The organism is Bartonella sp. AP150HLJHH (assembly GCF_042196385.1).
GTDB lineage: Bacteria > Pseudomonadota > Alphaproteobacteria > Rhizobiales > Rhizobiaceae > Bartonella.
In genome coordinates this window covers 1-18,541 of the sequence record NZ_JBHIQC010000023.1, presented here as the reverse complement: position 1 = coordinate 18,541, position 18,541 = coordinate 1, and the positions used below count along the sequence as shown (strand labels likewise).

The window sequence follows — 18,541 nt, the reverse complement described above, 5'->3', positions numbered from 1 at the left end:
GAGATTAGATGAAGGATCTAAAGGATCAGAGGACTGAGAAGGCTTTGGTTCAACAGGGACAGAAGGAGGAGAAACAGAATCTGTAGATGAAGGAGATACCGGAACAGAGGGCGGTAATAGAAGCTCCATGAAATGATTATTAGATAGAATTTTCTAGGCAAGAAACTAAAGTGTGGAAGGCTGCTCGTAGGAAACTTTGCTCTTTAGAGGGGGAAATCAAAAAATTTTTTATTTAGGAAAATAGTGTTGAATTCCCTTCTTCTGATCGTAGGAATAAATCGTTGTTTTAATGATGATATCAGCTATTTTTTGCCAAATTTTTAAGAAAAATGCTTTTGTGGAAGTATGTAGCCTATATAGATGTTTATAAGGAGATGGGGGGGGCGGTCTTGAGGGTGATGTTTTTATTCTTGTATGGGGGTAGCAATGTTAAAAGGTCAAAAAACATGTTTAAGGTATTTTCTTGTCTAAAGGGGGGAGAAAAGGAAGAGGGAAGATTTAATGATTACGAAGATTTTAGGAGATTTTTGGGGGGAGATTAGGGAGATAGGATTTCTGAGAGCTCTGGAGATGCAAGGGGATAAGATTTCTGGAGTATTGTGTGGGCATTTTTTATCGGCGATGATTGCGTTTGTTGGTGTAATTTAATCAGTGATATTGATTATACCACATTCACCATTTTCGCTACCGAAGGAGAGGTTTTGCCCTGCTTGATCCCAGTTAAGTGCTGAGATAGCACTTTTCCCATAACCTTTTAGAAGGACTTCTTTTCCATCATGGAATTGTGCCGCTAAAATCATTCCATCATTGAAGCCTATTGCTACAATTTCTTTGTTTGGGTGGCATGAAACGGTGCTAACAAGCGCATTTGCTCGTGTGCCTAGTTCTAGAGGTGTTTTTCCCATGGGGCCATCTTTTGTATGAAAGGGCCAAACAATTGCGGCAGAGGCACCTGATGTTGCTAGCCATTTTCCTTTTGCGCTCCAAGACCAGCTTTTAACTTTGCTTGGGTAGCCACTCATCCGTAAATGTTGATTATCAGTGAGACGCCAACCGTGTAAGGCGTTTTCTTGCATGGTGGAAATGACATAGCGGTTGTCTGGTGAAAAGGTGACACCACAATGAGCTCCTTTCCATACCAATGTGGTGGGAGATATTTGCGTTGATAACCAATGAAGAGTGACTCCATTGTAATGGGCAACGGCAAGTCGCAAACCTTTTGGGGCAAAAGCAAGGCCTTCTACACTGCGTTCATGTGTGAGCTCTTGTCGTTCTTTTCCAATATGCGCAAATGCGAGGCGTGAGGAGGAAAAAGCAAAAGCTTTTTGTGGACCAAAAGCAACGTTGTTTATCCATTTGCGTTCTTTTTGGCTTAACACTTCCGTGTGATCTGCTGCGGTTGTTTGACAGACTTTTCCATCTTCTCCACCGGTGATGATCGCGGTATTGTCATGGGAAAAATGGCTTGAAATTATTCCTTGGTGAACTTCAACGATTTGTGGGGTTGGATTAAAAAAAACAATGAGACCTTCTACGGAAACAAAGGCTGGTTTATTGCCTATAAAACCGCAGGAAAGGCAGTAACTTTTGAGATCATAATGGGTAATGTTTGGCATTATCACTCACTTATGCGCAATTTTCAAAACCAGTTTTTAATTTTTCAGCATCAAGAGAGCGTCCTATAAAGACAAGGCGGCTTTCTCGTTTTTCATCTTCACGCCATGGGCGTTGATGTTGTCCTTCAAGAAGCATATGTATCCCTTGAATGACGTAACGATCATCGTCTCCTTGAAAGGCGATAATGCCTTTAAGACGCAAGATATCAGGTCCTTGTTGCTGTGTAACCTGCTGGATCCAAGGGAAAAACTTTTCTGGTTGCAGAGCATCTGTTTTTAAACTTACAGAAGTGATGGTAATATCATGAATGGTGGATGCGTGATGATGGTCATGATCATGATTACAATCGGGACCACATACATGGTTGGCATGTTGGTGTGTATGTTCGTGATCGAGAAAATGAGGTTCATGATCGAGAGTCTGTTGGAGATCAAAAAAACCACGATTAAGGAGTGTCTCAAGAGGGATATTGGTGCGCTGTGTTGTATAGAGTATAGCGCGAGGATTAATGGCCAGAATAAGGGATTCAGCATGGCTGCGTTCTTGTTGGGTGACAAGATCAATCTTATTTAAAAGAATAATATCCGCGAAGGCAATTTGGTCTTCAGCTTCACGACTTGTTTTTAATTGAGAGGAAAAATGCTTTGCATCAACGACTGCTATGACACTGTCGAGAGCTGTTTTTTCATGGATAGTATCATCCATGAAAAAGGTCTGTGCTACGGGAACGGGATCAGCAAGCCCTGTCGTTTCTATAATGATCGCATCAAATCGATAAGAACGTTGCATCAGACTTTCTAGAATGCGAATGAGATCACCACGTACGGTGCAGCAAACACAGCCATTATTCATTTCATAAATTTCTTCGTCTGATTCAATGATCAGGTCATTATCAATACCAATTTCACCAAATTCATTGACAATGACGGCATAACGTTTGCCATGATTTTCACTGAGAATGCGGTTGAGAAGGGTGGTTTTTCCAGCACCAAGATAGCCTGTGAGAACCGTAACGGGAAGTTTTTTGGGGTGTATCGTTTCCATGGAGAGACCTTTTATTGTTCTTTATTGCCATGTGTTTATGTTAAATCGATTGATATCATCAAGTAAATCACGAAGCTGAGACAGAACATGAGAAAAGATTGCTTCACCGGCTTGTGGTGTTGCTTTGCTTGCATTTCCTGCCGCACCTTGCGTATTTAGATCTTTCATTGTCCAACCAAAGGCATGAGGACCATAAGCGCGTAAATACCGATAATTGGCAATCATATCCGCTTGTTTATTATGAAAATTTTCTGCCTTTTCCATATGGACTTTTTCTGGTGCTAAATAGAGCATGAGAGAGGTTTCGATAAAGCCTCCATGGATATCAAGATGTTGTTGAGATGGCTCCATGAGACCTTGTGGTAAACCAAAACGGCTCCAGCTTGTTGCTACAGCGAGCATGGAAAGGCGCTTTCGTAATTCGGTGATAACAATGCTCATTAAAGGTGAATTTCCTCCGTGAGCATTGAGAAGAAGAAGACGGTTGATCCCTTTGTGATAACAGTTTTCACCAATCTTTATCCATCGCTTAATCGCATCAGAAAAGGTAAGGGTTTGCGTGCCTGTAACATCCATATGTTCTATAGAATAGCCAATCTTTTCAACCGGTAAAAGTGCGATATGAAACTGCTCTTTTGTTTGTAAAGTGAGGGCTTTTGCAAAAGCTTCAGCAATAATCCAGTCGGTTTCGAAAGGAAGGTGCTCTCCGTGATATTCATGTGCACCCAAAGGTAAAAGAGCGAGAAAAGGTGGGTTAGATACCATAAATTAATGCCCAAAAGAGAAGTCAAAAGAGACAAAGTGATCAAAGGTGCTGTCACTATTTAATCTATCTATAAGAGAAACGCAAATAGGCGTCTTTTTACATCACATATGGATGCATAAAAATGAGAGCTTTGTTAAAAATAGAGAAGCTTTTATTGAGCAAAGCCACCGCAATTTTTCTGTAATATTAGGCAATCTTTCTCAAGATAGTTGTCTTTTATAATTATTTCTGATGTATATTCTCATTTTTAATAATTATATATTCATATATATTAAATATGTAATTTTTTCTGTAAATTACATATTATTCTTTTATTATGGAGCGAGGATGATCAAAGTATTTCTACTATTGCAATATTACAGACTTTTGTTGCAATCAGGAACTCTATTCAATTATCTGTATATTACAAAAGAATAGAAATATTTGTTGATTTATTTTACTTTGGATAGTGTCTTAACAGATTTTAGTGTTCATGAGAAAAAATAAATATAAAGGGAAGAATTCACGTAAGATGAATTTGTAATCTCATAGAGCAGTTTATAAGATGATTCAGTAAGAAACACCGTTGGATACAAGAAACACCGTTGGATACATGATAAACAGAACGCCATTGTGTTGCACATTGACGCTTTTGTTTTAAAGAAACATTTCTCAAGGTATCCAAGCCTATTTTGCAACGGCGCCCGTGAATAGTATAACGGTAAAGCCTTATAATATAAAATCTATTGTGTTCCACCATCTTTACACTTTTAAAGTAAAAAGGGACACCATCATTCACTTTGCCAGTTTTCAATACTGTGTTAACAGCGCTTGATAGTTAAGATACCTCATAAGTGATAGTTTGCTTTCTTCAAGTGTGTTTACACACACACCGATCTCGTTTGTGATTTGCAAGTGAAGAATTTTGATTGATTCAATATAAACAGAGTTAAAATATAAGAGAGTTTTATAATCGTCAGCTTTCTCATTCAACAGGCAAAACAATAAATTATTATTATAGATTAATATTTTGCGATTAAAGTGATCGGTTGATGAATTTATTATTCAATATCAGTTTTATGGCGTTATTTTTTCAATGCGCTACTTAAGTTGGTATTTTTAAAATGCAATTTTTTAGTAAGTTTCTCTATTCCTTTTCTTTCAAGAATTTGATCAATTATTTATTATTATTCGTTTTTCACAAATTGCAGACAGTTATGTGAATATTGCCAAAAATTTCTTTCAAAGAGAATTATTTGTTACTAATATAGAGTAAATATAATTACTTAAAATATAAATAAGGCTGTGCTCTACAATATTGACGAAAAATATGGAATAACTTTTATGAAAATTAAGAAAGAAAATTTTTTCAGTATTTTGGGGATCATTTCATTTTTCATGACTCTCTTTTTATTTAATTTTAGGTAGTTTGTTGGAGCTCTAGTATTGCTTATAATGGTTTTGTAAATCTGATAGATTTACTTATTTTATGCGTTTGTTTTGTTAGGTTTGAAAGTCAATATTTTGAGTTCTTTATGCTGTATGAGATAAAGGGGGCTGAATTACCTTTTTGAAGATGCTATGCAGTATTTTTTCTTTATATATCAGTAAAAGTTGAGAATCATTTTATTAACGTCTCTTCCTTTTGAAGATAGAGATTTTAATTGCTTTTTTACACTTTATACCTATTTTATAGAAAAATAGTACACTATTTAAAGTTGTTTTATTAGGATATATTTGTTTTAGATCAAGTTTTTATTCGATACTAATTTTATTTTTCAATATTAATGATGAGTGATATAATAAAAATCCATTAAGTGCTATTTCATTTTTATATTTATTGAAATAATAGACAATCATATATCATTATATTGGAAGTTTTAAATTTTATAGTTCTTTAAAATTAATTACATTTCAAATTATTTATAAAACCTCTATTATATAATTTTTTAAATGAATTTGTTTCGTAATATTTCTTATAATAAGAAATTTAACAAATTATTATTATTTTTAATTATAGAAATAAAAATGACAAAATATTACTGTTGGTATCTTGATTTATTATGGCGTAAAAGTAATAAATTATTTTTATCATTTATTGTTTTTATCTTTACATGTAATACATAATGTGTTATATTATAATAACAAAATTACATATAATATTTTATTATGTGCAATTATATAAATGATTAAATATAATTTTTGGTTTTTATATATGTGAATATTCTTTCATTTTTTCAGTGAAGAAAAAGAGGAGCAAAGAAAGCTATGTTTAAAATATTTAAAAATCGTGTATGTTCATTTACTTTTACACTATTTATTCTTTTTTTTGTACAAGCTATAGAGGGAAATGCAAGTTTTGTAAAAAATAAAGTTCAAGAGAGAATGGCAATTACTATTCCTACACTAGAAAAAAATGTAGCTATTAAAGCTGTGGATAGAGTTGTTATTCAAGGTGTTGAGGAACAAGAGGTTATTGCTTTAGGGAAAGCTGAAAAAGCTGCTGCCTTTTCAGGTTCAGCCTTTTGGGGGGGGATAGGTATTTTATCACTTCTTGCTTCTTTATGTATTGGGGATGTATTAGGTGCTGTTGTATCTCTTTTTGGAATATTCAGTACACTTTAGTAGAAAACTCATCGACAGAGTCGAGGTTTTTTTGTTCACTTCATTATTTTTAAAAAATAAATATTTTATTATTTATACTATAATAGATAATAAAATTACTACTCTTAATAATAAATGTAGCTTTTATTAACATTATTAAAGTTCAAGATCCTACATTTATGTTTTTTTTTACAAATTAGCGTAACCTGATTTTTTTACAGTTTATGATTATTATTCTAGTAATAAGGCTAGTATACTTACTATCTTTATCAGTCTAATATTGTCTACCTTTTCTCATATGAAGATTATTCATCGAAGGTATATTTTATCCTTTTTAAATTTTTTTATCTTTCATAAGGGAATAAAATAAAAAATATCTCTGTATTCATGGCTCTCATGCAATAAGAAAAATGAGAAATTATTATTTATCATTTCAAATTTGTTTGATGTTAAATCCATCAAAAGTATTTTTTACGTATAACAAGTTGTGTTCGTGTATGGACAAAATTATTAAAGAAAAAAGAGTAAAAATTCTTCTCATGAATTATCTCTAAGGTTCAAGGACTGTTGTAGTATTGGAAAATAAATGATGGTGCTGGTTTGTATCTTCATAGAGTAAAGATAGTGATACACAATGAATTTTATGCCATCTCATGGGGTGGTTTATACTGTCGCATTTATGGGACATATTGTGAGAGGGAAGTGGTGATGTGCATCGTTGGAAAATGCTTTTATTAAAACATAAACCTGTATTTGCGATAGAAGTGTATTCTGGGTTATTCTGTTGCCTAAGGGAAGGATACTGTTAAGTAAGGTAATTCAGGAGTATTTATAGCTTAGCGGAAGAAGGGCAATGAAGTAAAAGGTCTTGTTTAGCACGAAGACGTGCAATCCATTGATCTTCACGAATAGCAGTATTATGTACTGTAATGAGTTCGTTTTTTTTAATTGCAGCTGTTACTGTTGCTTTTTCTAAAAGGCCACAAGGAATGGCGTGGTGAGCGCGTGCTTCTGCGATGTTCATTATCCAAGCACGATAAGTATAAAGACCGATAAAGTCTAGCTGATCACCTGGATGTAAATCTTTTTTAGCAACAGCACAGACTTCTACTACGGGATGGCTAAGAGGAACCATATCTGTTTTGCCATAAAGCATAATACGTGCGCAGGTGAGGGGAACTTCCATTGCTGTTAAATGATAGGGGCGATGAAAGGTGAAGTAAGGTCCTTGGCCAATTTTTAAATCTTCCATACGCTCGCGTAAACGTGGGTGTGCTATTTCGGCAATGACAAAGACACCTGGTGAAACACCTTGACCTATTGAATAATCTACAACACCATATTGTTGTAAAATGCCCCCATCTTGTTTTGGAATAAGCACTTTGTTTAAATCTTGTAGCGCTGCTCGTGGTCCATGCATTCCTGGGCAATCGGGGAGAAGTCCGGTGGCATTGGCAATGGCTGCCATTTCAACCATCGTTTTGGAACCATCAATAAATTCAACCAACATGCGCACATTCATATTACGCCGGAATGCTTCTTCTTCGTAAGCGTCAGGTGTAGCATCAAAGCGCAGAGGATTATTTTTTCCTTTACCGGCTGCAACAATCTTATGTCCAAGGGCTGAAACAAATTCTATGAGTTCCATACAAGAAGTAGGTTCATCGCCGGCACCAAGTGTATAAATGAGCCCTCGTTTTTCTGCTTCATGTTTGAGATAAGCGCCAATTGTAACATCTGCTTCAACATTCATCATGACAAGATGTTTGTTATTCTCAAGCGCTTTGATACCAATCTCTGCTCCTGCTTCGGGATAGCCTGTTGCATCAACGATAATATCAATTTGTTCATGGCGCAAAACAAGGTTAATATCATCTGTTGCTGCAATCAAACCCTTTTCAATGCTTTGGGTGAGAGCATAAGTATTTTCAACTTCACAGACATGTCCATCTTCGCCATAGGCTAGTGTAGCGGCATCAAAAATACGTGACGGTGTCCTCGTGGCTACAGCAGCGACTGTTATACCATCCATATGCGCAATACTTGATAATAAATCTGTGCCCATTTCACCACAACCAATCAGTCCAATACGGATGGGGGGATGGTTTTCTGCACGTTGTTTCAAATCATGCGCTAAACCTGTTAGGTTCACATTGCTTGCCATTCTTTTTTCCTATTTGAAAACTATTCTGCTAAAGAACTTTTCTCATTCATAAGGTGCATTTGTTTTTAAGACAATTAATCTTTTATTCTTGAAGCTCTAATCAATGGATTTTATAAAAGCAAGAGGGGTGGTTTCTTTTATCAAATAAAATAGGAATAGCGTTATGCAGCAAAAAATAACAGTACAAGATGTCACCAGTTTTATTGGGAAAGAAGTGGGATTATCGGAGTGGCGTCTTGTTACACAGGATATGATTAATCAGTTTGCATGTGCTACAGATGATCATCAATGGATACACGTTGATGAGGAAAAGGCTAAAAAGACACCTTTTGGCGGCACGATTGCTCATGGTTTTTTAACATTATCGCTTTTGTCTACGCTCGCTTATGAAGCTCTTCCAGAGTTGGAAGGGAGCACAATGGGGATTAATTATGGTTTCGATAAAGTACGCTTCATGAGTCCTGTGAAAACAGGGGTACGGATACGTGCGCGTTTTGTGTTAGACGACGCAGAAATTCGTCCTTCTGGTCGAGTGGTTTTCCATTATGGGGTTACGGTGGAAATTGAAAAGTTAAAAAAACCAGCTCTTACAGCTCAATGGCTTATTGTTGCTGTTGTGGAAGAAAAACCTTCCAATATCTAGATTATTTGAGTGCTTTATTTTATAAAATTTTTATACAATTCTATTAGAAGTTTCTTCAATGATGATATTGAGAATAATCTATAGGATGATAGATATGGTGGAGCTATCATAGCGTTGATAGCCAGAGCGGGTTGCTATCTTTACTAGATCGTTTTGAAGAGGAGTTTCCTAATGAAGATAGTGCATTGCTTCACGCTTTTGTTTATAGCGTTCTTTAATGGGATCATACCCATCACGTAAAACAGAACGCTTCAAATGGAATATACTTGCGTTGCCAATTCACGGGTTTATTTTAAAGCAACATCTCTCAACGCTCGTCACACCCATTTCGCAATGGCGCCTGTGAATAGTATAACGATAAAGCCATTGAGCACCCCTATCTTTATGCTTGTGAAGAAGAAAACCGGCACCATCATATTATATGCTAGCCGCCAATGTTAAGACAGGTCTTGGCGCTTGAGATAATTCATAAGAGGCATGCCTTTCTTTCTTGTATAGTTTTACTCACACGGCTCTTCCCGCTTTTAACGTGTAAGCGAGAGGTTTTGGTTGATTCTATATGGAACAAAGTGGGAATGAGAGGATCTTACGGTATTCAGAGTTCTCATTCAATATGAATAACGCCATATTATCATTATAAATTCAATGTGTTATCTAAGGTTGGGAAAGGTCGTGACCAATGTCTTAATTTAAAGAGAGTTTCACATACTGTGAGATCTCTTATTTTATCCCCTTTTATATTAAAGCCATTAAAACTATTTTCTTTCATGTTACAAACGGATGGGGAGAGATAAAAACTGTTTAAGAAAAAAGTTTCTAATCTCTTATGAGTGTTTTCGATAGGCAAGGGTTGGTGCACTTGGAAAGTGGCAAAGAGGATGATGGTATTGGCATGTGAAATTCTAAGTCTTTTAATGTTTTGTTTTATCAAGTTTTTGTACGATTTTATCAGAAGTCCATTGGGTTGTAATATTAAGCACGATCAAAAGGATGATGACGATGGTCATGATGAAGGTATTGTAGCGTTGGTAGCCATAGCGGATTGCCATATCCCCTAAACCGCCTCCACCAAGATATCCAGCAAGTGAGGTGGCTCCTATAAGAGAAATGACCATGACTGTAAAACCTGTAATCAGGCTAGGGAGAGCTTCAGGAATAAGAACATGTCTGATAATTTGAAGACGACTTGCACCCATCGAGCGGATCGCTTCAATGAGACCGTTTTCAACGGTTTTAAAAGAGAGTTCCGCCATGCGAGCATAAAAAGGGATAGCTGAAATGGTCAGTATAAAAATTACAGCAGGCATTCCTATCCCTCTTCCTACAACGATACGCGTAACGGGAAGAAGATAAAATGCAAGAATGATAAAGGGAATGGCACGAATACTGTCAATGATCATGCTTAAAGGGCGATTGATGAGAGATGAGGAAAAAATCCCTCCGCGTGCTGTTGTGTGAAGAAGAAGACCAAGGGGAAGCCCTATAATAAATGCCATAACAGAAGCACTAAGTGTCATCAATATTGTATCAATAACAGCTTGGGGAAGTTCATGAGACAGAACATTAAACATAGCCTAAGACCTCACAATATCGTCCTTTTTTCGTTAACCATTGAACAGCTTTTTCTAAAGCTTCTTTATCTTCTCCAGGAAGAGCCAAGAAGAGTCGCCCGATGGTTTCATCTTGAACTGTATCAATGCCACCATGCAAAATACGTGCTTTTAAACCACTCTCATTTTCTAGAAGATGAAGAAAAGGCTGCTGGGCAATTTCACCGGCAATATTAATTTCAATGACAGCTTCTCGTCCGATTGGTTTGAGATTTTTCGCAAATTTTTCAGGAAGTTGCGGGGTTACAAGCTTGAGCATAGCTATGGTTGTATCGTCTTGCGGTGATGTAAAGATGTCTTTCACACGTCCTTCTTCTACAATGTTCCCCTGATTAAGAACAACAACGCGATGCGCTATGGTGCGCACAACTTCCATTTCATGGGTGATGAGCACAATCGTGAGATTGAGGTGTTTGTTAATATCAGCAAGGAGCTCTAGAATAGATTGTGTTGTTTCAGGGTCAAGAGCAGAAGTGGCTTCATCTGATAATAATATTTTAGGATTAGCAGCAAGAGCGCGTGCAATGCCAACGCGTTGTTTTTGTCCCCCGGACAATTGTGCTGGATAGCAATATTCTTTCCCAGATAACCCAACCAATTCAATCAGTTCAAGGGCACGTTTGTGGCGTTGTTTTTTACTTACACCACTTAATTTAAGCGGCAATGCAATGTTATCAAGAATATTTTGCGATGAGAGAAGATTGAAATGTTGAAAAATCATTCCAATTCGTTGACGGTAAGGCGCCCATTCTATCTCTGATAGATTAGAAATATCAACGCCTTCAAAAAAAATGGATCCTGCATCAATCTTCTCTAACCCATTTAAACAGCGGATAAGTGTTGATTTTCCTGCTCCACTGCGCCCAATAATGCCAAGGATTTCACCAGCGTGGATATTTAAAGAGAGATTATTAATTACCGGAACACCAGCCGTTTTGTTAAAACAACGGCTGATGTTTTTTAAGGAGATAAGAATAGGTTTTTCCATTCACAATTACTCGGATATTTGGCACAATTACCAAGATATTTGGCACCATTACCAAGATGTTTGGGCAGTTTTGCCAAAAATCTCTTTGATTTTTGCACGGATAAGATCGTTATTGTAGGCAGCAACTAATTTTTTAACCCATGGTTCATCTTTTTCGCTCGTGCGTACAACGATGATATTATCATAAGGATTATTTTTTGCGCTCTCCCATGCGACCACATCGTTTTCGAAGCTTAATCCCGAAACAATAGCCCAATTTGTGTTTATAATTGCAAGGTCAAAATCGTCGATTGCACGCCCTAACATACCGGCATCGAGCTCACGAATTTGCAGGTTTTTAGGATTTTCGATAATATCAAGTGGAGATGCAAGAATATTATGAGGATCTTTTAACTTAATGAGACCTAAAGAATTGAGAAGAAGTAAGGCTCTTCCACCATTAGATGGGTCGTTCGGAATACCGACATGTGCACCATCACGGAGATCTTTTAAGTCTTTTATTTTGTGTGAATAAACACCAATTGGAGCAATAAATGTATAGCCGACAATTGAAAGTTTATAGCCACGTTGTTTCATTTGTTCATTAAGATAAGGGGCGTGCTGAAAAGCATTCGCATCGATCTCTCCTGCGTTAACAGCATCATTAGGCAAAGCATAATCAGAAAAATAAACGAGTTCAATATCTAAACCGGCTTTTTTAGCCTGTTCAGCAGCAGTTTTCCAAATAATTGCATCCCGCCCTTCCATAATACCAAGTTTGATTTTTGTTTTGTCTGCGGCCATGGAAAAAGCAGTAGACAAAAAAAGTGCAAAGAGAGAGAGGAATAATCCTATAATCCGACTACGAGAAAAAAATTTTAATGTCATATGCTTTTAACTTTCTTTTTCGAGAAATTTTTTGAGCGAAGTTTCAATATACTCTGTATCTTTTTAGGCAGATTTAAAGTTATACAAGCTTTAGAGAATATTCAATCACTTTTATTTTTTAAAGAGTATTATTTTTCCTTCTATTTTAGTTGTTTTGGGGGCTGATCATCATTCATTCTCAGAAAATCTTTGAAATTTAGGCAATCAATTCTTTTATTGCAATCATTTGTTGAGGGAACCAATGCCCCTTTAAAAACTTCTGTAAGGGACAATTGGTTGAAGAACCGGACAATCAGATGATGCTTTAGCCGTAAATTCATGAAGAACATACTGCGCAATCAAGATCAAAAGGCCGTGTTCGTGTAGGCGATAAAGAGAAATTTTGTTGCAATGTTGTGGGTTTTTGGGGGGAATAAAGGTTGCTGATCATTGGATTTAAACGCGGCAAATTTTTGCAAAGGCGAATTTTTGCCCTTCATACGTTTTAAGAGAGGAAGAAAAATAATGTTAAGAAAGAAATTTTTATCAACAATGATGACTTTATGGACTTTAGGAGCGTCAGGGGTGGCTGTGACTGCTTTTCACGCACAAGCTGGAACCATTACAGGAACAGTTGCTCGTGTTGCATCAGGTCAGGTATCTTTACGCACAGGCCCTGCGACAGCTTATAAAGTTATCGCAATGGTTCCAATGGGAGCAAAAGTGCAAATTTATGGCTGCCTATCCAATAAAACTTGGTGTTCTCTTGGTTATCATGGAAAAGTTGGTTGGGCATCTGCACGTTACGTCAATGTTAACAATGTTCCTACCATTGCTTTTAAAAAGATGCCAGCAAAATCAAAATCTATGGTAAAATCGCCAAAAGAAAAAGTAAAACAGGCTGTTTCCGACTTTAAAGCTCTTCCGGCGATTCAAAAAACACGGAAAAATATGCAAAAACTATACAGAACAGATATGATTATCGATTCTACAGGTGTTAAAAAAAGGGATGAACGAACAATTTTAAATCCGTCGCAAACAGCACAAGGCGTTTCTGTAAAGCACGTGAGTGCTTATAATCCCTCCTTTCCTGATAATGTCAATTACAAAAATTTTGAACGTAATGAAACGCGTTACCGTGTCGTGACCTATCCTGCTCGATAAGGGTAAAGTTAATTTCACAACCGGAATGACAAAAAGGATCAGCAGCATAAGCATTGTTTGCTTCATGCTGCTGATCCTATTGTACCGTAAAATGTCATTAAGGCGGCAATGCTTAACTTAAGGTGGCGAGGCATTCAAGGATATTCAAAGTAAAATTTGATAATACCTTGGATTACAGTTCTTTAGGATGGTGATATGAACCTTCAGCTGGGGAAGGTTATACTGAAGAGAAGCCGGACTTTTGACAGACCGGCTAGGGGTTCTTTGTCCTTTCGGACAGGGCGTTAATTTGCGGACTTAGGCTTTATCAAATTACGAGAAATGAGCAATTCAGCAATTTGAACGGCATTCAATGCCGCTCCTTTTCTTAAATTATCGGCGACAACCCAGAAAGCTAAACCATTTTCAACGGTGATATCTTCACGAACACGGCTAATAAAGGTATCATCTTCTCCGGTACCTTCATAAGGTGTGGTATAACCACCATCTTCGTGTTTATCGATAAGCTGACAGCCTGGTGCATCGCGGAGGAGCGCTTGTGCTTCAGATGCGCTTAGTGGTTTTTCAAATTCAACATGGACGGCTTCGGCATGACCGATAAAGACAGGGACCCGAACAGCAGTGGCTGTTAATTTAATTTTCGGATCGAGAATTTTCTTCGTCTCAACCGTCATTTTCCATTCTTCTTTTGTATAACCATCTTCCATGAAAACATCAATATGAGGAATGACATTAAAGGCAATGCGTTTAGTGAATTTTTTTGATGTAATTGGGTCTGCAACAAAAACTGCACGTGATTGTTCGAAAAGTTCGTCCATTCCTTCTTTACCAGCTCCAGAAACAGACTGATATGTAGAGACAACAACACGTTTAATGATTGCAGCATCATGGAGAGGTTTTAAAGCTAAGACCAGTTGAATTGTTGAACAATTAGGATTTGCTATAATATTACGCTTAGAAAAGGCATTTATAGCTTCGCCATTGACTTCAGGGACTATCAACGGAACATTGGCATCATAGCGCCACGTGGAGGAATTATCGATGACGACACAGCCGGCAGCAGCAATTTTAGGGGCGTATTCTTTGGAAATGCTCCCTCCCGCAGACATAAGACAAAAATCTGTGTCAGAAAAATCGTAAGTATCCAGTGCTTTTACTTTTAAAGTTTTATCTCCATAAGAAACTTCTTGTCCTAATGAGCGTCGTGATGCTAGAGGGACAATTTCATGCGCAGGAAAACCACGTTCTTCTAAAATTGTAAGCATTTCACGACCAACATTTCCGGTTGCGCCGACAATTGCAACTTTATAACTCATTTTCTATATACTCCTCATGTCTCTCCACGTTTATTCCCCGTGCTATACTCAGGAGAGAGTGAGTTGGTCAAGGAACATCATTAAATTATATTTTTGATTTTCAACAACTCAATTTTGTGCACACCAATCATCATCGTTAGCACAATAAATTGTTTTATTTCAAATGATACGTCTCTTTTAATCTTTCAGAATTGAAAAAATTGAATATTTTACGCTAAGCTATTATCTCTTTAGAAAACACTTTAATTAAGTGAATTTCTTATCTTCTGTCAATTGTTTACCTTCTCACTTTGTGAATTTTTTAAAGATGGTATTACGTATCGCTTTGGTGGAATCTTTTAATACTTTATCTGTTAATTGTTGAATTATTTGATTTTCTCCCTATGCCTTTAAAAGCGAAGCTTCCTATTACAGTCTGTAAACAGCTAGATTCTAGTGGCTTCCCATTTTTTACTTAAACTAAAGGCTCAACAAGCAGGCTTAAAAATATTTAAAAAGATATTGGGTATCTAAAAAACATTTGAATGTTTTAAGGAGGTATGCGTGCTTCATGCCCTCATACCTTAAATGATAGAATTTATGGCACAACAGGATAAACTTAAGTATCCATATATAGATAAATTCTTATGAAAGTTATAAATATAGTTTTTCGTGTCTATTTTTAATTTATATTTCTTATTTTTACTTTAATCCTGTTATGCTATAAAATATCATTATTTGGAGTATGGTGGTATAAGATCTTTGATTTTTCTCAATATATTTAAGTATTTTTTTAGTGTGTGGGAATATTTTTAGGCTTGTTTGGAGAGCCTTTTTTAAGTAACTCATATGAGTGGAAAGTCGTTGAACACCCCCATATTTACGTTTAATAAAAGAGCAAGTTAGCACCATCATCCATTTTTTCAGCACACAATGTCGTTACAGCTCTTGGTTTGTGAGACGATTCAATAAGAGGTATGCCTTTTTGTACGTTTTTACTCACACGCCAACTTTGCTTGTAATGTGCCAACAGTGATTTTGATTGATTCAATATAGAACACGTTTGAAATGAAAGAATTTTACGATATTCGGAACACTTATTCAATATCAATAACGTTAGATTATCATTATAAATCAATGCACTATTTCTAAGTTAAACTCGTTAGAATTCGGATTATTTACAAATCAGATTAGATTAAGCATTTTCATTCTCATGCAGTGTGGGGAGACAGTCACAATTCTTGTCAATATTATTAACGACTTTGATTATCTTTGCAATGAACTTATGAAAATAAGGGGTTATTTTTTTCATCAGAAATCAACTGCAAAATTGCTCTTTGTTTTTTGCGGGTCAGTATTCTGAAATTTTTTAAAAGTAAATATTCTGCTTTGCTTGCTATTCTGTCATCACAATGATAGAGGTTCTCTTCTTTTTTTGCGCCATCAGCATAAAAGAAGGAAACGGGAACATCTAATATATGAGCAATTTCCTGTAAACGTCTTGCACTTATGCGATTTAAGCCTTTTTCATACTTTTGGATTTGTTGGAATGTTACGCCTAAATGACTTCCTAATTGTTTTTGAGAAAACCCCATGACGTTTCTTCTGAAGCGAATTTTTTTGCCTAAAGAAATATCGTAAAAATGTAGATTTTTGGCTTTCACTTGATGTCCCCACCGGTTGCGAGCGCCCTCGCATTAGTATTCCGGGGTCTGGCAACACATTGATTTATAATAATAAATCATCCTTTTTTAACTTGAATCATAACTCCGAATATAGTAAGATTTTCTCATCACAAACCCTCTCAGATTGAATCAATTAATATCACTTGCTTGCACGTCAAAAGCGGGGCTGGTGTGTGGGTAAAAATTGTACAAGAAAGGAGTAAAAATGGTTCTTATGAATCGTCTTAATGCAAGGGCTGTCGCAACATTGGGGGCTGGCAAATATAATGATGGTGCCGGCTTGCTTCTCCATAAGCGTAAAGATGGTGGTGCTCAATGGCTTTATCGTTATACCATTCATGGTCGGCGCCGCGAAATGGGCTTGGGTGCGTTGCGAAATGTTTCTTTAAAAAAAGCCCGTGAATTAGCAAATCAATGGCGTTCTGTTTTGCATGAGGGGCGTGATCCCATTAAAGAACGTGAGAAACAAAAGCGTGAGGCAATAAGTAATCTCCATTACCTAAAAGACATTGCCTTAGATGCTTTTGAAAGTCGTAAAGCTGAATTAAAAGGAGATGGCAAGGCTGGGAATTGGTTTCTACCTTTACAACTTTATATTCTCCCCAAATTAGGCTGTATTCCTATTTCAGAAATTACACAAACAGAGATACGCAATGTTCTTGCTCCCATCTGGCATGCAAAAGCTGCAACCGCAGAGAAAGCACTAAATCGTCTTAATATTTGTCTCAAACATGCTGCTGCTTTGGGGCTGGATGTTGATTTACAAGCAACGATAAAAGCACGGGCTCTCTTAGGGAAACAACGCCATAAAGCACAAAATTTACCAGCAATGGACTGGAAAGATGTTCCTGCCTTTTATCAGTCACTCTGCAAAACAACAACAATGACACAACTGGCTTTGCGTTTGCTTATTCTTACAGGCGTTCGTACACGTCCTTTGCGCTATATGCATGAAGATCAGATTGATGGGGATATATGGACCATTCCTGCTGAAAGTATGAAAGGACGACGCGATGCTACAGAAGAATTCCGCGTTCCTTTATCATCAGAAGCACTAAAAGTGATTAAACAAGCACGCCTTTTATCTCGTAATGGGTTTCTTTTTTCTGCAACCGGTCGTGGTCCCCTTGCACAGAACAGCATGTTACAATACATGAAAAAAACAGGACTTGAAGCCTGTCCGCATGGTTTTCGCTCTAGTTTACGTGATTGGCTCGCAGAAACAACCAATGCCCCTTATGAGGTCGCTGAAACCATTCTAGGTCATACGGTTGGGGGAAAAGTGGAGCGTGCCTATCGTCGCACAGACTATTTAGAACAGCGTCGTATTTTTATGGATAGATGGGCTTCTTATGTTACTGATCAAAACAATAAAAGTTGTGGATAGCTCTATGTCTCCATTTTCCTTATTTTATCCATAACGGATAATACAATCACAAATTATTGCTTCTCTTGATAAAAAATCACAAGATATTGTTTTTTTTGCTGGAAAAGTTTGCTACGAATTGCTATTTATATATAGTTAATAAACAGTGATTCTATCATTTAATATAAAGGGGATTCCATGATTCCAAACGGACCACTCCTCACAGTACGTGAGAGTGCAAAACTACTTAATATAAGCGTTTCAACACTTTGGCGGCGGGTCGCTGATGGCTCGGTACCAAAGCCTTTAAAGATTGGTTCCTTAGCGCGCTGGTTACAATCTGACCTTTGCGATGTAATCGAAAAGGCAAAAAACCAACGTGGCAACGACGCCGCCTAAAGAAAACTTCGCCTTATAGGACAGACAAAGTATTTCGACTTTCGCAAATCCCGAAATAACAGAATCTGTCCTGTAATGCAAGTAGCAGGAAGGGATTTTATGCATTTTACAAATGCTACAACAAGCGATGCTTATGCATTGCATACAACAGCTCAAAAAATTACTTGTGCATTACGTGGAGTTTGGCATGGATATTATGGAACAGCCCGTTGCCCTGCTCATGATGATAGGCTGCCTAGCTTATCCCTTGCCAATGGACATGATGGGCGTTTATTGCTCTATTGTTATGCTGGCTGCTCTTTTAGAGAGATCATACAAGCGCTCATTAGAATTGGCTTGCTTGGAAAACAAGCCTTTTTTGATAAAGCTTA

Annotated in this window: 15 protein-coding genes and 2 pseudogenes; 7 read left to right on the top strand and 10 right to left on the bottom strand. The window is 36.9% G+C overall.

Annotated elements, in window-relative coordinates; all coding sequences use genetic code 11:
* Window positions 1-501 precede the first annotated feature (501 nt).
* Window positions 502-648, top strand: coding sequence for a hypothetical protein (locus ACFING_RS07885; protein ID WP_375621594.1), 147 nt, complete (start codon window positions 502-504; stop codon window positions 646-648).
* Here the strand turns inward: ACFING_RS07885 and ACFING_RS07880 are convergent.
* Genes ACFING_RS07880 through ACFING_RS07870 form a run of 3 tightly spaced genes read right to left on the bottom strand, consistent with a single transcriptional unit; the run spans window position 645 to window position 3,426 of the window.
* Window positions 645-1,616 carry a WD40 repeat domain-containing protein gene (locus ACFING_RS07880; protein WP_375630365.1) on the bottom strand — a complete coding sequence of 324 codons (972 nt, stop codon included), beginning with the start codon at window positions 1,614-1,616 and terminating at the stop codon, window positions 645-647. The genes ACFING_RS07885 and ACFING_RS07880 overlap by 4 nt on opposite strands.
* Window positions 1,617-1,626: 10 nt before the next feature.
* Complete coding sequence (locus tag ACFING_RS07875) at window positions 1,627-2,661, bottom strand: CobW family GTP-binding protein (RefSeq protein ID WP_375630364.1); 1,035 nt, start codon at window positions 2,659-2,661, stop codon at window positions 1,627-1,629.
* A 21-nt stretch (window positions 2,662-2,682) separates the two neighbouring features.
* Window positions 2,683-3,426 carry a creatininase family protein gene (locus ACFING_RS07870; RefSeq protein ID WP_375621597.1) on the bottom strand — a complete coding sequence of 248 codons (744 nt, stop codon included), beginning with the start codon at window positions 3,424-3,426 and terminating at the stop codon, window positions 2,683-2,685.
* A gap of 2,248 nt (window positions 3,427-5,674) precedes the next feature.
* Here ACFING_RS07870 and ACFING_RS07865 point away from each other — a divergent pair.
* Window positions 5,675-6,031, top strand: a complete 357-nt coding sequence (locus tag ACFING_RS07865) for a hypothetical protein (RefSeq protein WP_375630363.1) — start codon at window positions 5,675-5,677, stop codon at window positions 6,029-6,031.
* A gap of 808 nt (window positions 6,032-6,839) precedes the next feature.
* On the opposite strand, the gene ACFING_RS07860 is transcribed toward ACFING_RS07865, so the two are convergent.
* Window positions 6,840-8,174: an NAD(P)H-dependent oxidoreductase gene (locus ACFING_RS07860; RefSeq protein WP_375630362.1), complete on the bottom strand. Its 1,335-nt coding sequence runs from the start codon at window positions 8,172-8,174 to the stop codon at window positions 6,840-6,842.
* A 163-nt stretch (window positions 8,175-8,337) separates the two neighbouring features.
* Between ACFING_RS07860 and ACFING_RS07855 the strand changes: the two genes are divergently transcribed.
* The gene (locus ACFING_RS07855; RefSeq protein WP_375612287.1) at window positions 8,338-8,817 is read left to right on the top strand and encodes a MaoC family dehydratase; all 480 of its coding nucleotides are present in this window, start codon (window positions 8,338-8,340) and stop codon (window positions 8,815-8,817) included.
* Window positions 8,818-8,988: 171 nt separating this feature from the next.
* Here the strand turns inward: ACFING_RS07855 and ACFING_RS07850 are convergent.
* From ACFING_RS07850 to ACFING_RS07835, 4 genes and pseudogenes are all read right to left on the bottom strand, one after another.
* Window positions 8,989-9,165, bottom strand: a pseudogene (locus ACFING_RS07850) (integrase); the annotation flags it as partial.
* A 563-nt stretch (window positions 9,166-9,728) separates the two neighbouring features.
* Window positions 9,729-10,388, bottom strand: coding sequence for a methionine ABC transporter permease (locus ACFING_RS07845; protein ID WP_375609233.1), 660 nt, complete (start codon window positions 10,386-10,388; stop codon window positions 9,729-9,731).
* A complete protein-coding gene (locus ACFING_RS07840; RefSeq protein WP_375630360.1) occupies window positions 10,381-11,415 on the bottom strand; it encodes a methionine ABC transporter ATP-binding protein in 1,035 nt (344 codons plus the stop codon). Before ACFING_RS07840 ends, ACFING_RS07845 begins: the two co-directional genes overlap by 8 nt.
* A 48-nt stretch (window positions 11,416-11,463) precedes the next feature.
* Window positions 11,464-12,282, bottom strand: a complete 819-nt coding sequence (locus tag ACFING_RS07835) for a MetQ/NlpA family ABC transporter substrate-binding protein (RefSeq protein ID WP_375621601.1) — start codon at window positions 12,280-12,282, stop codon at window positions 11,464-11,466.
* A gap of 504 nt (window positions 12,283-12,786) precedes the next feature.
* On the opposite strand from ACFING_RS07835, the gene ACFING_RS07830 reads away from it, so the two are divergent.
* Window positions 12,787-13,425 (top strand): SH3 domain-containing protein, encoded by a 639-nt coding sequence (locus ACFING_RS07830; protein WP_375621602.1) that lies wholly within the window; start codon window positions 12,787-12,789, stop codon window positions 13,423-13,425.
* 284 nt (window positions 13,426-13,709) lie between these two features.
* On the opposite strand, the gene ACFING_RS07825 is transcribed toward ACFING_RS07830, so the two are convergent.
* Window positions 13,710-14,741 (bottom strand): aspartate-semialdehyde dehydrogenase, encoded by a 1,032-nt coding sequence (locus tag ACFING_RS07825; protein ID WP_375613639.1) that lies wholly within the window; start codon window positions 14,739-14,741, stop codon window positions 13,710-13,712.
* Between the two features lie 1,262 nt (window positions 14,742-16,003).
* Window positions 16,004-16,384, bottom strand: coding sequence for a helix-turn-helix domain-containing protein (locus ACFING_RS07820; protein ID WP_375630359.1), 381 nt, complete (start codon window positions 16,382-16,384; stop codon window positions 16,004-16,006).
* A 226-nt stretch (window positions 16,385-16,610) separates the two neighbouring features.
* On the opposite strand from ACFING_RS07820, the gene ACFING_RS07815 reads away from it, so the two are divergent.
* The 3 genes and pseudogenes from ACFING_RS07815 to ACFING_RS07805 form a co-directional block, all read left to right on the top strand.
* The gene (locus tag ACFING_RS07815; protein WP_375630357.1) at window positions 16,611-17,792 is read left to right on the top strand and encodes a tyrosine-type recombinase/integrase; all 1,182 of its coding nucleotides are present in this window, start codon (window positions 16,611-16,613) and stop codon (window positions 17,790-17,792) included.
* Window positions 17,793-17,969: 177 nt separating this feature from the next.
* Complete coding sequence (locus ACFING_RS07810; protein ID WP_015856773.1) at window positions 17,970-18,170, top strand: AlpA family transcriptional regulator; 201 nt, start codon at window positions 17,970-17,972, stop codon at window positions 18,168-18,170.
* A 99-nt stretch (window positions 18,171-18,269) separates the two neighbouring features.
* Window positions 18,270-18,541 (top strand): annotated as a pseudogene (locus tag ACFING_RS07805) (virulence-associated protein E); the annotation flags it as partial.

What these genes read in the sequence shown, in the direction of transcription:
- ACFING_RS07845 (WP_375609233.1), bottom strand. Translation starts at nt 10,388, where the DNA reads ATGTTTAATGTTCTGTCTCATGAACTTCCCCAAGCTGTTATTGATACA.
- ACFING_RS07860 (WP_375630362.1), bottom strand. Translation starts at nt 8,174, where the DNA reads ATGGCAAGCAATGTGAACCTAACAGGTTTAGCGCATGATTTGAAACAA.
- ACFING_RS07835 (WP_375621601.1), bottom strand. Translation starts at nt 12,282, where the DNA reads ATGACATTAAAATTTTTTTCTCGTAGTCGGATTATAGGATTATTCCTC.
- ACFING_RS07840 (WP_375630360.1), bottom strand. Translation starts at nt 11,415, where the DNA reads ATGGAAAAACCTATTCTTATCTCCTTAAAAAACATCAGCCGTTGTTTT.
- ACFING_RS07875 (WP_375630364.1), bottom strand. Translation starts at nt 2,661, where the DNA reads ATGGAAACGATACACCCCAAAAAACTTCCCGTTACGGTTCTCACAGGC.
- ACFING_RS07810 (WP_015856773.1), top strand. Translation starts at nt 17,970, where the DNA reads ATGATTCCAAACGGACCACTCCTCACAGTACGTGAGAGTGCAAAACTA.
- ACFING_RS07865 (WP_375630363.1), top strand. Translation starts at nt 5,675, where the DNA reads ATGTTTAAAATATTTAAAAATCGTGTATGTTCATTTACTTTTACACTA.
- ACFING_RS07830 (WP_375621602.1), top strand. Translation starts at nt 12,787, where the DNA reads ATGTTAAGAAAGAAATTTTTATCAACAATGATGACTTTATGGACTTTA.
- ACFING_RS07870 (WP_375621597.1), bottom strand. Translation starts at nt 3,426, where the DNA reads ATGGTATCTAACCCACCTTTTCTCGCTCTTTTACCTTTGGGTGCACAT.
- ACFING_RS07825 (WP_375613639.1), bottom strand. Translation starts at nt 14,741, where the DNA reads ATGAGTTATAAAGTTGCAATTGTCGGCGCAACCGGAAATGTTGGTCGT.
- ACFING_RS07815 (WP_375630357.1), top strand. Translation starts at nt 16,611, where the DNA reads ATGGTTCTTATGAATCGTCTTAATGCAAGGGCTGTCGCAACATTGGGG.
- ACFING_RS07885 (WP_375621594.1), top strand. Translation starts at nt 502, where the DNA reads ATGATTACGAAGATTTTAGGAGATTTTTGGGGGGAGATTAGGGAGATA.
- ACFING_RS07880 (WP_375630365.1), bottom strand. Translation starts at nt 1,616, where the DNA reads ATGCCAAACATTACCCATTATGATCTCAAAAGTTACTGCCTTTCCTGC.
- ACFING_RS07855 (WP_375612287.1), top strand. Translation starts at nt 8,338, where the DNA reads ATGCAGCAAAAAATAACAGTACAAGATGTCACCAGTTTTATTGGGAAA.